Source organism: Yersinia kristensenii (genome assembly GCF_900460525.1).
Taxonomy (GTDB): Bacteria; Pseudomonadota; Gammaproteobacteria; order Enterobacterales; family Enterobacteriaceae; genus Yersinia; species Yersinia kristensenii.
This window is the reverse complement of sequence record NZ_UHIY01000001.1, coordinates 3,355,843-3,370,332: the sequence shown is the minus strand read 5'-3', so window position 1 is coordinate 3,370,332 and position 14,490 is coordinate 3,355,843. Positions and strand designations below refer to the sequence as shown.

The window sequence follows — 14,490 nt, the reverse complement described above, 5'->3', positions numbered from 1 at the left end:
TCTCTTGCTTGCCGCCTTCCTGCATATTGAAATCTATTGGGTATATATAATTCATTACTGATTCTCTTCTTCCGTGCTATCCGTTGCCCCTTTCTTCGCTACCACGCTGATAGACAGCTCTTGCAGTGAAGCTGGATTAGCAAAACTTGGCGCGTCCGTCATCAGACAAGCCGCAGCGGTAGTTTTCGGGAAGGCAATAACATCGCGAATGTTATCCGTGCCGGTCAACAGCATCACCAGGCGATCCAGACCAAAAGCCAGACCGGCATGTGGCGGTGTCCCGTATTTCAATGCATCCAGCAGGAAGCCAAACTTCTCGCGCTGTTCGTGTTCATTGATGCCCAGAATACCAAACACTTGCTGCTGCATTTCAGTGCGGTGGATACGCACAGAACCGCCGCCAACTTCGTAACCGTTAATCACCATATCGTAAGCATTGGCGATGGCGGTAGTCGGTGCCGCGGCCAATTGCTCCGGACTCATGTCTTTCGGCGCAGTGAACGGATGGTGCATTGCGGTCAAGCCGCCTTCGCTGTCATCTTCGAACATTGGGAAATCTACAACCCACAGCGGTGCCCATGTCCCCAACTTAGTCAATGCCAAATCGCGGCCCACTTTCAGGCGCAATGCCCCCATGGCATCAGTCACAATTTTGTAGCTGTCAGCACCAAAGAACAGAATATCGCCGCTTTCAGCCTGAGTACGGGCCAGAATAGCTTCCAACACCTCTGCACTGAGGAATTTTGCAATTGGGCTTTGTACACCTTCAACACCCGCAGCACGGTCATTGACTTTCAACCATGCCAAACCTTTCGCGCCATAGATGCTGACAAACTGACCGTATTCATCAATTTGCTTACGCGTTACCTGTGCGCCACCCGGTACTCGCAGTGCCGCTACGCGGCCTTTGGCATCATTGGCCGGGCCGGAGAAGACTTTAAATTCAACCTCTTTCACCAGGTCCGCGACATCCACTAATTCCATTGGGTTACGCAAATCAGGTTTATCAGAGCCGTAACGGCGCATAGCTTCAGCAAAGGTCATTACCGGGAAATCACCCAGATCCACACCTTTGGTTTCCTGCCACAATTCGCGCACCAGTTTCTCCATCACTTCACGCACTTGATCGGCGGTCATGAAAGAGGTTTCAACATCTATCTGGGTAAATTCTGGCTGACGGTCAGCACGTAAATCTTCATCGCGGAAACATTTTACAATCTGATAATAGCGGTCAAAGCCGGACATCATCAGCAGTTGTTTGAATAGCTGTGGTGACTGTGGCAATGCATAGAATTTGCCTTTATGTACGCGGCTTGGCACTAAATAATCACGAGCGCCTTCCGGCGTTGCTTTGGTCAGCATCGGGGTTTCAATATCAAGGAAACCATGGCTGTCCATAAAGCGACGGACAAAGCTGGTGATTTTTGCGCGAGTTTTCAAGCGATCGGCCATTTCAGGGCGGCGCAAATCCAGATAGCGATATTTCAGGCGCTGTTCTTCACTGTTGGTCTGATTAGAGTCCAGTGGCAATGGTTCTGAACGGTTAATAATATTCAGTGCATTGGCAAAAATTTCTACTTCACCGGTAGACATATCTTTATTGATTTGGCTGTCAGGACGTGCGCGCACGGTACCGGTAATCTGGATACAAAATTCATTACGCAGTTCAGAAGCTTGTTCGTAAGCGGCTTTATGATCGGGATCGAAGAATACCTGAACAATGCCTTCACGGTCGCGCATATCAATAAAAATCAGGCCACCGAGATCACGACGACGGTTAACCCAACCACAAAGTGTCACTTCTTGGCCTACATGAGACAGATTCAACTGCCCGCAATACTCAGTACGCATACGATATCCTTTTACTCAGCCGATGCCGCACGCGTTATGTACTGTCCGTGCGGCTGTTTTCTTAGGTATTCTGGATTAAAAAGTGTTGAAAAAAGTGAGTCATTATAAAGGAAATTCATGGCGTAGATAAGAGCGAACGTAGCGCTCTGGCACGACAAAATCTCTTTCGGGACGGTTTTCACACATCATTTAACAAAATTATCCCCTCATAGGGGCTACCCGATAACATATGTTGGCATAAACTGGTCAGCAGATTAAGTCTGTCATCCGGAATTTACCCAAATGATATCGAGGCATAACACCATGAAACTTGATGCAAAAACCACCGCGCTGGTATTGATTGATTTACAGCAGGGGATCTTACCCTACGCCAAAGGCCCGTACAGTGCCGAACAGGTTATCGCGACCAATGCTCACCTGGCAGCACGATTTCGCCAGCTCGGTGCACCGGTGGTCTTCGTGCGCGTCGGTTGGTCAGATTCATTTGCTGAAGCACTGAAACAACCGGTCGACCAGCCAAGCCCAAGCCCGGCCGGTGGTTTACCTGAGTCGTGGTGGACTTTTCCGGAGGAACTCGCGGTCACAGATGAAGATATTAAAGTGGTAAAACATCAGTGGGGCGCGTTTTATGGTACCGATTTAGATTTACAGCTACGTCGCCGGGGGATCAAAACCATCGTACTGGCAGGAATTGCCACCAATATTGGTGTCGAATCCACCGCCCGTGCCGCTTGGGAACACGGTTATGAGTTAGTGATTGCAGAAGATGGTTGCAGTACCGCCAGCACCGAAATGCAGCAGTTCGCGGTTGAAAAAATCTTCCCGCGCATCTCCCGCGTACGCAGCAGCACCGAGATCCTTGCAGCCCTAAGCGCTTAACGTTAAATTTGTGCTAACAACGCGGCAACGTCTGGTAGCAATGGAATATCCAAACTAATTGGCGTTACCGCTAGGCAGCAAGTAAGTGAATCCCGATGAGTCTATTTATTTTAAGATCAACGGGTAGTCAGTGATTCGGGTGCGTGAATGCAGCTAACAACGCTGTAGCGCCAGGAAGGTTTACCCAAATTAATTGGTGTTACAGCTAGGCAGCAAATGAATAAATCCCGATGAACTGACACAAGTCAGTGATTCGGGTGCGTGAATGCAGCTAACAACGCTGTAGCGCCAAGTAAGAAGGGTAAAAGATGTATATTGGACTGCCGCAATGGCACCACCCAACCTGGAACCGGTTGGGGATCAAGGACTTGGCTGATTACAGCCGCTACTTTAACTGTGTTGAAGGGAACACCACTTTTTATGCATTGCCCCGACCGGAGATTGTGCAGCGCTGGCGCGATATGACGCACGAAAACTTCCATTTTTGTTTTAAATTCCCCGCGACAATCAGCCATCAGGCGGCCCTGCGCGATTGCGATAAAGAGCTACAGGCTTTTTACCAATGCCTTTCTCCCTTGCATGACCGTATTGGCCAATTATGGTTGCAGTTACCCGCGGCTTTCGGGCCAAATCAGCTCACCCGTTTATGGCAATTTCTCGATAAATTACCGACAGGTTTCCATTATGGCGTGGAAGTCCGTCACCCCGATTTTTTTGCCAAAGGGGATGCAGAACGCGCACTCAATCAGGGCTTACACCAGCGAGCAGTCAACCGAGTGATGCTCGATAGCCGCCCGATTCATGCAGCCAAACCCCACACTGAAGCCGTTCGGGAGGCACAAAGCAAGAAGCCGCGCCTGCCGGTACATGCTATCGTCACTGGCCGTCAACCGTTGGTACGCTTTATCGGTGGCGATCAATTAGATGATAATTTAGCGCTATTTGCACCTTGGCTACAAAAACTGCCGCTGTGGGAACAGCAATATCAACCCTATGTTTTCATTCATACGCCTGATAACAGTGACTCCCCCCTGCAGGCGCAAAAGATTTGGCAACAATTAGCCACCGTCATTGCCAACTTACCGCCAGTTCCTGATTGGCCAGAGCAAGACACTCTGTTTTAGGCCTGCTTGTACATTTTTCAGCCGAATGCATCACTATCAGCAGGCAATGTCGATCATTGTTTCGCAAGTTCATCTTTCCCAACACTAAACCGAGTATCAAGAAATGTGATTCCCACCATTTTTCTAGCGACAGTAGCCCGGTAGGCGGTTATCATCATTAAGCCAGTCTATGGTTGGGCAATGGAGTTGAAAATGGTTAGCTCGCTTTATGTCGTGTTGGGCGCACTGTTATTGATCAAGCTTTCATTTGATGTGGTTAAATTGAGACATCAGTACCGAGTCGCTTACGGCGATGGTGGTTTTTATGAATTACAAACCGCCATCCGCGTACATGGCAACGCCGTAGAATACATTCCTATTGCTGTCATTTTACTCATTATGATGGAAATGAATGGCGCTGAGACATGGATGCTTCATATCTGTGGATTAATGCTGATAGTTGGCCGCCTGCTACATTATTATGGTTTACGTCATCGCGAAATTCGCTGGCGTCGCTCTGGGATGAGTGCCACCTATGTTTCTTTGGTTTTGATGATTATTGCAAATATTTATTATTTGCCTTGGGATCAGATTTTCAGCCTGACCTAATAGGCCTGTTCGGATTGTTGCTCGGTTCCCAAACGGAACACAGTTAGTTCGGGCGGCTAATTGCCGCCTTCATGCCTGCCCTCCCCTATCTGCTATTCACACGTGCTTTATCGCGCTCATCTATTCTGTTTTCTGTTATAATATGCGCCTTAAATTTCCTGTTCCTTTCATTCCTTACTTAATGCCAATGACAGTTATGCCAAAACGCGACACTCAATCTTTAAACGATGTGCAGCAGCATCAGTCTGGGCCAGTAGCGCCACAGCGTGATAGCCTGTTTGCTGCCCCTATCGCCCAGTTAGGTGACTGGACTTTCGACGAAAAGGTCGCTGAAGTCTTCCCTGATATGATAAGTCGATCGGTGCCCGGTTATTCCAACATCATCTCAATGATAGGTATGTTGGCGGAGCGTTTTGTGCAGCCCAATAGCCAGATTTACGATCTCGGCTGCTCATTGGGAGCGGCTACACTGTCAATGCGCCGTAATATTAAAGCCGAAGGTTGCAAAATCATTGCCGTGGATAACTCACCGGCGATGGTTGAACGTTGCCGCCGCCATATCGATGCTTTCCGCGCCGAAACACCGGTGGAAGTGGTGGAATCCGATATTTTGGATATTCAGCTCGAGAATGCCTCAATGGTGGTACTTAACTTCACCCTGCAATTCCTTGAACCTGCGGATCGCCAGCGGCTGCTTAACCAGGTCTATCAAGGGTTACGTCCAGGAGGCGCGTTGGTGTTGTCTGAGAAATTCAACTTTGAAGATAGCGATATTGGCGAGTTATTATTCAATATGCATCACGATTTTAAACGCGCGAATGGATACAGCGAACTGGAAATTAGCCAAAAGCGCAGCATGCTGGAGAATGTCATGCTGACGGATTCGGTTGAAACCCATAAAAATCGCCTGCGCCTGGCCGGTTTCGAACATGCAGAAGTCTGGTTCCAATGCTTTAATTTTGGTTCATTAATTGCCCTGAAAGCGGGAGAGGCCCAATGATCGAATTTGGCGATTTTTACCGGCTGATTGCCAAAGGCCCGCTAAGCCCATGGTTAGACACCCTGCCCGCCCAGCTCAGTGCCTGGCAGCGCGAATCATTACACGGTAAATTTAAAACCTGGTTTAACGCCGTTGAACACTTACCGCAACTCACCCCAACCTCACTGGATTTGCGCGAAGGTGTGCGAGCAGAAATGTCGCCGCCAATTTCAGCGGGCCAGCGTGAGGGGATGGAAAACATGTTGCGCGCGCTGATGCCTTGGCGCAAAGGCCCATTCTCATTGTATGGGTTAGATATTGACACCGAATGGCGTTCCGACTGGAAATGGCAGCGGGTATTGCCGCACATTAGCCCACTGGCGGGCCGCACTATTCTGGATGTCGGGTGCGGCAGCGGATATCACTTATGGCGCATGATTGGCGAAGGTGCTCATTTGGCCGTGGGTATCGACCCTATGCAGCTATTTTTATGCCAGTTTGAAGCCATTCGCAAGTTGCTGGGCGGCGACCAACGTGCCCATGTGCTGCCGCTGGGTATTGAACAACTGCCGGAATTGGCGGCCTTTGATACCGTATTTTCCATGGGGGTGCTGTATCATCGGCGCTCACCGCTGGACCATCTTTATCAGCTTAAAAATCAGTTGGTCAGTGACGGAGAACTGGTGCTTGAGACTTTAGTGGTCGAAGGTGATAGCCAGCAAGTATTGGTGCCCGGTGATCGTTATGCTCAGATGCGCAATGTGTATTTTATCCCGTCGGCCCCGGCCCTAAAAGCTTGGTTGGAAAAATGCGGTTTTGTCGATGTCAGAATCGCCGATATGGCCGTGACGACCACCGATGAACAGCGCCGCACCGATTGGATGACCAGCGAGTCATTGGCTGAATTCCTTGACCCCAATGATCCCACTAAAACCGTAGAAGGTTATCCGGCCCCACTCAGAGCGGTATTAATCGCCCGTAAGCCATAAAAAAACCCGGTCTGATTGGCCGGGGTACTAACAACGTCGTCACTTAGATACACAAAAAACTAAGCGGGTTGAGACAACGGCGCTCCCATCATTTCCAACAAATTCTTCATGTCTTTGACCACTTCACCATCGACACAATAATGAGCAAACTCATCAACATCACTGTCTGCGCACATGGTTACGCCCGCTTTCCGGTATTTCATGGTTGAAGGTACCGTTCGACCAGCAGAACTGTGCAGTTCACGGATGCCAATATCAATAAATTTTTGTATGTTGGCGGTGCGAACACCGGCTCCGGCCATAATAACCGGCCCTTGACGCTGAGTGGCCAGGACTAAATTTGATAATAATGCCAACCCCAACTCAGCATTCTGCTGCTGGCCTGAGGTTAAAATCCGCGCCACATTCAGATCCGCCAATTGCTGCAAGGCAATCATTGGGTTCTGACACATATCAAATGCACGATGGAAAGTGACCGCCAATGATCCACTGATGGACATAATCTCCCGCATCCTAGGCAAATCAATGTGGCCGTCAACATCCAGAATGCCCACCACCACACCCGCAAAACCCATATCGCGAATACGGGCAATATCATTCTTAATGATGGCAAACTCATTATCGTTGTAGCAAAAATCGCCGCCGCGCGGGCGGACAATCGGATGCACCGGAATGGTGACCGTCTCCCTGGCCTGCATTAACGCACCAATACTCGGCGTTAAGCCTCCCTCGGACTGACCGCAGCATAATTCAATCCGGTCGGCTCCTGCCTTTTCTGCTATCTGTGCGCAATCGACGCTATAGCAACATATTTCCAATGTAGTCATTCTCTTCCCCCGTTTGACGGATGCCACTGCGGCAGTCATACCCTAATTATTTATGGGCATATAAATGATAATTTAATAATTCTACTGTTGAATAAATAAACTGCCGAATAATGATCTCAAGCTAAAAAAATTTAATCCCGCTGGCCGAAGCATTCACTATGGCACTCATTTGGGATCCACAAGTAGATGTCAGTCACAGTGATAACCATAAGTGATAGTCGGTATTGAAATAAATAACCCATATACGTTAGCCATTGCGCTCACTATCTATAATTTGCCGCAAAGTATAGGGGTGAAACTTAATAGTGACTTCGCCATCACTCACCGCCAAAGTCGGATTGGCTAACCTCTCATGCTCCCCTTGTGGAGAGCTAAACTTGATAGTCACTCCATCTGGCAAGGTTGCAGGTAATAAGGCACGGGCGCGCTGCATCAAGGTTTGTGAGTCGCCGGACAGAACCAGCTCCACATGCTCCCATCCTTCATGTGGATAATGCGTTTTCCCCGGATAGGGTAACTCAACACAGTCTATTTGCCAGGGCCCAATAACCAGCGCTGGGGTTAAATCGAACAAGCAAATTGGCCGACCATTAATTTGTGTCTCGGACATCAAATGGCCACATTGTTGTAAACCACGACGCCAGCGTTGTGCCGTTTCTGTTTGATGACAACGCAATGAAATATGGTCAGCGCTGAATTGTGTCAAATCCAGATTTAATTTAGCCGCGAAAATAACCAGTTTTTGTTCAAAGCGCGGCAAGTCTGTTAATAAGTCCGATAATTCGACGATACCTTTCAGGCTGCTCATTTATTCTCCTATTAAACTGTTATTCCGCGTATTTAAGCGGACATAATCTACAGTTATTAGTGCTAATCAGCCATATTTAATCCATCCCTAAATAATTCGCGTTGCGGGCAGGCGGCAACTGAGAAACAAATCGGTCGAGAACCTATTTGAACAGCATTTATGTTAGCCCGTAGGGCGAGACTCATGGCGGTGCTAACTAACACTCATGCAGCTTGCAGTATGACGGATATAACTGATTTGTGCTGCCGGGGCCACCTGTGCTAATAAAATATTCTGTTGATCAATTTGCTACAGTAACCTCCGGCCTGATGCTGACGTCGCGGGTCAAATATGGTATAAATCCTGCCATCTTGTGACTCACGTTCTGCTAAACCCGTCCTCTGCTTGTACGATGTGGTTATTTGGCCCCGTGTGGATTAACTGACACAGAGATGCTCGTGTGCGTCATTAATGTGTTTTTTGTGCGTAATTAAGGTAACCCGGTGAATATTCAGGCTCTTCTCTCAGATAAAGTCAGCCAGGCGCTGATTGCAGCAGGTGCTCCAGCAGGGAGCGAACCTCAAGTTCGCCAATCGGCTAAAGCACAATTTGGCGATTATCAAGCTAACGGCGTCATGGCCATTGCCAAAAAACTTGGCATGCAACCCCGACAACTGGCAGAAAAAGTCATTGAACAACTCAACCTTGACGGCATTGCCAGCAAAATCGAGATTGCCGGCCCCGGTTTTATCAATATTTTTCTTGACCGCCAATGGGTTGCCAGCAAAGTTGACGAGGCACTGAAAGCACCGAAACTGGGCGTGCAGCCGGTTGAGCCACAAACTATCGTGATTGACTACTCCGCTCCGAATGTGGCCAAACAGATGCACGTCGGCCACCTGCGTTCGACCATCATCGGTGATGCAGCGGCACGAACTTTAGAGTTCTTAGGCCACCGTGTTATTCGCGCCAACCACGTCGGCGATTGGGGCACCCAGTTCGGTATGCTGATTGCTTATCTGGAAAAAATGCAAAACGAGAATGCCAGTGACATGGGCTTATCGGATTTGGAGCTTTTCTATCAGCAAGCCAAAAAAACCTATGATGAAGATGAAGAATTTGCCCAACGCGCCCGCGCTTATGTGGTGAAACTGCAAAGCGGTGACGAATATTGCCGTCAGATGTGGCGTAAATTGGTGGATATCACCATGGCGCAAAACCAGATTGCTTACGACCGCCTGAATGTCACCCTGACCAAAGACGATGTGATGGGTGAAAGCCTGTATAACGCGATGTTGCCGGGTATTGTGGCTGATCTGAAAGCCAAAGGGCTGGCAGTGGAAAGTGAAGGCGCGACAGTTGTGTATCTGGATGAATACAAAAACAAAGATGGCGAGCCGATGGGCGTCATTATCCAGAAAAAGGATGGCGGTTACCTCTACACCACCACCGACATCGCCTGCGCCAAATACCGCTATGAAACGCTGGGTGCAGACCGCGTGTTGTATTACATCGATAGCCGTCAGCACCAGCACCTGATGCAAGCCTGGACTATCGTGCGCAAAGCCGGTTATGTGCCAGAGTCTGTGCCACTAGAGCACCATATGTTTGGCATGATGCTGGGTAAAGATGGCAAGCCATTTAAAACCCGCTCCGGCGGCACGGTAAAACTCTCTGATTTGCTGGATGAAGCTATCGAGCGCGCGGGTAAACTGATTGCCGAGAAAAACCCGGATATGCCTGCGGATGAGCTCAAGCAAGTGGTGGACGCCGTCGGCATTGGTGCCGTGAAATATGCCGATTTGTCAAAAAGCCGCACCACGGACTATATCTTCGACTGGGATAACATGCTGGCGTTGGATGGCAATACTGCGCCTTACATGCAATATGCTTATACCCGAGTGGTTTCAGTCTTTAAACGTGCCGGTATTGATGAAAGCAGTCTGACCTTGCCGTTAGTGATTACAGAAGACCGCGAAGCCGCACTGGCAACACGTCTGTTGCAGTTTGAAGAGGTCATTACTACTGTGGCTCGTGAAGGGACACCGCATGTGATGTGCTCTTATTTGTATGATCTGGCTGGTTTATTCTCCAGTTTCTACGAGCATTGCCAAATCCTGAATGCGGAAAGTGAAGAGAGTCGCCAAAGCCGCCTAAAATTAGCCATGCTGACAGCAAAAACCCTCAAGCAAGGTCTGGATACCTTAGGTATTCAAACTGTTGAGCGCATGTGATTTTTATTACGACAACACAAAAAAGGCCCCTCAGGGCCTTTTTTTTTACTAAAAAATCAGTTCGTTCTGCGAGCAAAATCGCGCAATTTAAATCCAAGCAAAGCAAGTGCTGCAAAGTAGGCAATAACCCCCGCAATGACAACAGCAGAAAGCCGTAGCAGGCGATAAGCCATGCCACCGACATCCCAGGCTGGCATCACCCATAATAATCCCAACAACACCACGGACATCACCACGACGCCAATCACTAATTTAGTCAGAAATGCCGCCCAACCCGGTTGCGGGTGGAAAATTTGCTGCTTACGCAACTGCCAATATAACAAGCTGGCATTTAGGCAGGCACCCAAACCAATCGACAGTGATAAGCCGGCATGTTTAAGCGGCCCGATAAATATCAGATTCATTACTTGGGTTATTATCAGCGTAATAATGGCAATTTTAACCGGGGTTTTAATGTTCTGGCGTGAGTAAAAACCGGGAGCCAGCACCTTCACCACAATGAGCCCCATTAACCCGACGGAATAAGCCACCAGTGCACGTTGTGTCATCAGTGCATCGAAAGCGCTGAATTTCCCGTATTGGAATAATGAAACAACCAGAGGCTTAGCGAGAATGCCCAAGGCCACTGCACTGGGCAATGCTAGCAAGAAGCAGAGCCGCAGGCCCCAATCCATCAATTTAGAGTATTCATCATGGTTGCCACTGGAGAAACTTTTGGCCAGTGAAGGCAACAAGATAGTACCCAATGCTACACCCAGTACCCCAGAGGGGAACTCCATTAAACGGTCAGCATAATACATCCATGACACCGAACCTGAGACCAGGAACGAAGCAAAAATAGTATTGATAATCAGGGAGATCTGGCTCACTGACACCCCGAGAATCGCGGGCCCCATTTGGCGCATCACCCGCCAAACACCGGCATCACGCAATGACAACCGAGGTAACACCAGCATCCCTATCTTTTTCAGATGAGGCAGTTGATAGCCCAATTGTAATACCCCGCCGACCACCACCGCCCAAGCCAGCGCCATGACTGGCGGGTTAAAATAAGGTGCAGCGAAGAGAGCAAAACCTATCATGCTGATATTCAGAAAGGTCGGCGCAAAGGCCGGGATAGAGAAACGGTTCCAGGTATTAAGAATCGCCCCTACCAGCGAGGCCAATGAAATCAGCAATATATAGGGGAAAGTCACCCGCAGCAGTGCCGAAGTTAACGCAAACTTGTCTGGTGTATCGGTAAACCCGGGCGCAGTAATAAAAATAACCCAAGGTGCGGCCAGCATCCCCAATACCGTGACCACCGCCAGAATCAGCGTTAGTAAGCCGGAGACATACGCCACAAATGTCCGTGTTGCTTCTTCACCTTGCTGGCTTTTATATTCAGCCAAAATTGGCACAAAAGCCTGCGAGAATGCCCCCTCAGCAAAGATGCGCCGTAATAAATTAGGCAATTTAAATGCCACAAAAAAGGCGTCTGTTGCCATGCCTGCGCCAAAAACCCGCGCGACAATCGCATCACGAGCAAAACCCAATACGCGGGAAAACATGGTCATAGAACTGACGGCTGCCAGTGATTTCAATAGATTCATAGGTTTTTCTGATCTGTTTTCCGATCTGTTTTTTAAATATGCTGTAAATATCAACGCCTGCTGTCAGCAGGCGCGGCTTCTACCCAATGTATACTCGTCATACTTCAAGTGGCATACGTGTTGGTTGCGGTCATGACTCGGCCCGCCCATGGGCCCCGCCTCTGCGAGGCCGCTGCAACTCGAATTATTTCGAGTATCGCCTCACCACGATTGAGATGAGCTTGGGAGTGTACCAGTACTGGCAGGTTATTCCGCTACCTGCTGTTGTAACAGAATTTCTATCATTCGCTGCGCAAGGATGGCCTCTTCACCTGAGACTTGTGGCGCAGTTTGGTTACTGACCGCGGTAATAAAGTGATGAACAGCACCACTAAACCCTCGTTGCTCCAACGTCGTTTGCCAACCAGGCGCAGGTAAGTTTATTACTTGCCCCTCGGACTCCTGCTGCCACTGGCGCATGTCAGTAATCTGATAGCAGGCGCCAGGGCTAACAGCCTGCACACTTTCGCGCTGCGTTCCCGCCTGGCGGTGCATACTGGTGGTTATCCGAGCATTGCCAGCTTGGAAATGGTGTTCGGCATATAACATCTGCCCTTGTGCGTTTGTTTGCACCGTGCCAGTGATAAGTTTTGCTGCAGCGCCGCCAAGCCACAGCGCGGTATCCACCACATGCAGGTAATCATCAAGCAAGGTAAAGCGAACATCCTTTGGCCCGATACTGTTGTGCCGATGCTTCTCCATACGCAGAGACGCAGGGTGAATCATTTGCTGTTTAAGCTGTTGATACAAAGGTGCAAAACGGCGATTAAAACCCACCATTAGCGCCAGTTTTTGCTTTGCCGCCAGAGCGATCAATTGCTCAGATTGCTCCAGCGTTTCGGCCAAGGGTTTATCGACATAAACATGAATACCGGCCTGCAATAGCTCACTCACTACCTGAAAATGGCTGGCGGTACTGCTGTGGACAAAAATGGCATCACATTCAGCCGCTAATGTATCCAGCCGAGAGAAATACCTCATGCGATAGCTGTCACATACCGGTTGTGCTTTTATTTGATTAGGAGAAAACGCCCCTACCAATTGCCAGTCTTGCGCTTGAGCCAATATGGGTAAATAAGCTTTTTGCGCTATACCGCCAAGACCCACAATGCCAACTCGCAGTTTTTTATCAACACTGAGCTGTTTCATAGCACCCTTATTAAATTAATCGTCCAGTTGTATCAACACTTCGTCTAAGCGGCGAGTCAGCGCAATAACTTGCTGCTCCAGCTGAGCAACTCGGGCTTCAAGGGCACTATCCCCCTCTGGCGCACTTTCTTCTGCCGAGGAGGTTGGCGCAACATCACCACTGAATAGATGCATAAAGCGACTTTCTCGTTTCCCGGGTTCACGAGCTAAGCGCACCACAAATGGCCCATCTTCGCGTAAGGATAACTGAGTGAGAACCTGTTCTGTTTCAGCGACATCCGCAAACTCATACAGCCGGCTGGTGCGAGTGCGCAACTCCCCCGGAGTCTGCGCGCCGCGCAATAATAGTGTGGTAATGACAGCAAATTCAGCAGGAGAGAACTTAAGATTGCCAAACTCAGAATTGCAAAAACGGTGCTCATATTTCATCACCCGATTGCCACTTTGAGTGCGGATAAGGTGTTTTTTTAGCAAGAAATCGAGCGTTTGTTGCACTTCTGATTCAGATAACTCCATCACCGGTTCACGGTTGGTTTTCTGATTACAGGCGATGGTCACGCCATTAAGTGACATCGGATATTGCTCCGGCGTTGTCACTTGTTTCTCCAGCAAACAGCCAATCACTCTGGCTTCTTGTGCATTTAAACTGTGTTTCATCCTGACCTCAGCGAGTTGGCGTCCATTCTTGGTTAGTCAAAGCCGTTAGCACATGATCGCGCCATTGACCGTCAATCAGTAAGTAGTCTTTGGCGTAGCCTTCGCGTTCAAATCCAAGCCGTTCAAGCAAGTTACCGCTGCGATGATTATGCGGCATATAGTTAGCCATGATACGGTGCATTCGCTCTTGCCGCTGCATATAACGAATCAAGGGTTGCAGAGCTTCAAACATCAGCCCCTGACCCTGCCAGCGTTCGCCTAATGAATAACCGAGAAAACAGGCATGAAAAGAACCGCGCAGCACATTGCTAAAATTCGCCACCCCACGGACTTCTTTTTCTTCTGGATCTAACAAAATAAAATAGTAAGCGCTGCCCTGTTTTTGCAGCTCCATAATCATTCCGAGCCTCGCCTGCCACCCTGAAGGCATGCAGTGACTTTGATCGCGCACCGGCTCCCATGGTTTGAGAAACGCCTGATTTTCGGCGTAATATTCCGCCATGCGATAAGCATCACGCTCATTAACCAGCCGTAATGACATACGGTCTGTTGTAAGGCGTATTTTAGGTGTTGCTGAATGATAGCCGAACATCTGCTCCCCTTGGGCTATGCGTTGCACTTAATTTAGCAGCAATTTTTTTATTCAATATACCTGTTGTCTGGCTGCCAGGTAAAACCGCAGCTGTATTCTTTGCCCCCATAAATACAGCAAAATTACGCAACTAAAGAGCAAAAATGCATTTTATTATGAAATTGTCTATGAGGTAACGTATTGACGATAAAAAAATATTATCA

General features: G+C 48.8%; 13 protein-coding genes. 6 read left to right on the top strand and 7 right to left on the bottom strand.

Going from position 1 to position 14,490, the window contains the following annotated elements; translation table 11 throughout:
• Positions 1-54 precede the first annotated feature (54 nt).
• The gene (gene aspS, locus DX162_RS15440) at positions 55-1,851 is read right to left on the bottom strand and encodes an aspartate--tRNA ligase (RefSeq protein ID WP_004390703.1); all 1,797 of its coding nucleotides are present in this window, start codon (positions 1,849-1,851) and stop codon (positions 55-57) included.
• A gap of 303 nt (positions 1,852-2,154) precedes the next feature.
• Here aspS and DX162_RS15435 point away from each other — a divergent pair, with 303 nt between their 5' ends.
• From DX162_RS15435 to cmoB, 5 genes are all read left to right on the top strand, one after another.
• The gene (locus DX162_RS15435; RefSeq protein ID WP_004390704.1) at positions 2,155-2,730 is read left to right on the top strand and encodes a hydrolase; all 576 of its coding nucleotides are present in this window, start codon (positions 2,155-2,157) and stop codon (positions 2,728-2,730) included.
• A gap of 308 nt (positions 2,731-3,038) precedes the next feature.
• Positions 3,039-3,854: a DUF72 domain-containing protein gene (locus tag DX162_RS15430; RefSeq protein ID WP_004390705.1), complete on the top strand. Its 816-nt coding sequence runs from the start codon at positions 3,039-3,041 to the stop codon at positions 3,852-3,854.
• Between the two features lie 192 nt (positions 3,855-4,046).
• Positions 4,047-4,442 (top strand): MAPEG family protein, encoded by a 396-nt coding sequence (locus tag DX162_RS15425; protein WP_032819887.1) that lies wholly within the window; start codon positions 4,047-4,049, stop codon positions 4,440-4,442.
• Between the two features lie 196 nt (positions 4,443-4,638).
• Positions 4,639-5,442: a carboxy-S-adenosyl-L-methionine synthase CmoA gene (gene cmoA / locus DX162_RS15420; RefSeq protein ID WP_032819888.1), complete on the top strand. Its 804-nt coding sequence runs from the start codon at positions 4,639-4,641 to the stop codon at positions 5,440-5,442.
• Positions 5,439-6,410, top strand: coding sequence for a tRNA 5-methoxyuridine(34)/uridine 5-oxyacetic acid(34) synthase CmoB (gene cmoB, locus DX162_RS15415; RefSeq protein ID WP_032819889.1), 972 nt, complete (start codon positions 5,439-5,441; stop codon positions 6,408-6,410). Before cmoA ends, cmoB begins: the two co-directional genes overlap by 4 nt.
• Positions 6,411-6,469: 59 nt before the next feature.
• Here cmoB and cutC read toward each other — a convergent pair whose 3' ends face one another.
• Together cutC and DX162_RS15405 are read right to left on the bottom strand one after the other, a co-directional pair.
• Positions 6,470-7,237 carry a copper homeostasis protein CutC gene (gene cutC / locus DX162_RS15410; protein ID WP_032819890.1) on the bottom strand — a complete coding sequence of 256 codons (768 nt, stop codon included), beginning with the start codon at positions 7,235-7,237 and terminating at the stop codon, positions 6,470-6,472.
• 247 nt (positions 7,238-7,484) lie between these two features.
• Positions 7,485-8,045: a VOC family protein gene (locus DX162_RS15405; protein WP_004390710.1), complete on the bottom strand. Its 561-nt coding sequence runs from the start codon at positions 8,043-8,045 to the stop codon at positions 7,485-7,487.
• Between the two features lie 482 nt (positions 8,046-8,527).
• Between DX162_RS15405 and argS the strand changes: the two genes are divergently transcribed.
• A complete protein-coding gene (gene argS, locus DX162_RS15400; protein WP_004390712.1) occupies positions 8,528-10,258 on the top strand; it encodes an arginine--tRNA ligase in 1,731 nt (576 codons plus the stop codon).
• A gap of 56 nt (positions 10,259-10,314) precedes the next feature.
• Here the strand turns inward: argS and murJ are convergent, their stop codons facing one another.
• The 4 genes from murJ to rimJ all read right to left on the bottom strand — a co-directional run bounded on the left by murJ (position 10,315) and on the right by rimJ (position 14,287).
• Positions 10,315-11,850 (bottom strand): murein biosynthesis integral membrane protein MurJ, encoded by a 1,536-nt coding sequence (gene murJ / locus DX162_RS15395; RefSeq protein WP_004390713.1) that lies wholly within the window; start codon positions 11,848-11,850, stop codon positions 10,315-10,317.
• A 246-nt stretch (positions 11,851-12,096) separates the two neighbouring features.
• Positions 12,097-13,038 carry a Gfo/Idh/MocA family protein gene (locus DX162_RS15390; protein WP_004390714.1) on the bottom strand — a complete coding sequence of 314 codons (942 nt, stop codon included), beginning with the start codon at positions 13,036-13,038 and terminating at the stop codon, positions 12,097-12,099.
• Between the two features lie 15 nt (positions 13,039-13,053).
• Complete coding sequence (locus tag DX162_RS15385; protein ID WP_004390715.1) at positions 13,054-13,695, bottom strand: YceH family protein; 642 nt, start codon at positions 13,693-13,695, stop codon at positions 13,054-13,056.
• Between the two features lie 7 nt (positions 13,696-13,702).
• Positions 13,703-14,287, bottom strand: coding sequence for a ribosomal protein S5-alanine N-acetyltransferase (gene rimJ / locus DX162_RS15380; RefSeq protein ID WP_032819891.1), 585 nt, complete (start codon positions 14,285-14,287; stop codon positions 13,703-13,705).
• Positions 14,288-14,490 lie beyond the last annotated feature (203 nt).

Coding starts and splice junctions, on each gene's coding strand:
- rimJ (WP_032819891.1), bottom strand. CDS start 14,287: ATGTTCGGCTATCATTCAGCAACACCTAAAATACGCCTTACAACAGAC.
- DX162_RS15430 (WP_004390705.1), top strand. CDS start 3,039: ATGTATATTGGACTGCCGCAATGGCACCACCCAACCTGGAACCGGTTG.
- cmoB (WP_032819889.1), top strand. CDS start 5,439: ATGATCGAATTTGGCGATTTTTACCGGCTGATTGCCAAAGGCCCGCTA.
- DX162_RS15425 (WP_032819887.1), top strand. CDS start 4,047: ATGGTTAGCTCGCTTTATGTCGTGTTGGGCGCACTGTTATTGATCAAG.
- DX162_RS15390 (WP_004390714.1), bottom strand. CDS start 13,038: ATGAAACAGCTCAGTGTTGATAAAAAACTGCGAGTTGGCATTGTGGGT.
- murJ (WP_004390713.1), bottom strand. CDS start 11,850: ATGAATCTATTGAAATCACTGGCAGCCGTCAGTTCTATGACCATGTTT.
- DX162_RS15385 (WP_004390715.1), bottom strand. CDS start 13,695: ATGAAACACAGTTTAAATGCACAAGAAGCCAGAGTGATTGGCTGTTTG.
- cmoA (WP_032819888.1), top strand. CDS start 4,639: ATGCCAAAACGCGACACTCAATCTTTAAACGATGTGCAGCAGCATCAG.
- cutC (WP_032819890.1), bottom strand. CDS start 7,237: ATGACTACATTGGAAATATGTTGCTATAGCGTCGATTGCGCACAGATA.
- DX162_RS15405 (WP_004390710.1), bottom strand. CDS start 8,045: ATGAGCAGCCTGAAAGGTATCGTCGAATTATCGGACTTATTAACAGAC.
- DX162_RS15435 (WP_004390704.1), top strand. CDS start 2,155: ATGAAACTTGATGCAAAAACCACCGCGCTGGTATTGATTGATTTACAG.
- aspS (WP_004390703.1), bottom strand. CDS start 1,851: ATGCGTACTGAGTATTGCGGGCAGTTGAATCTGTCTCATGTAGGCCAA.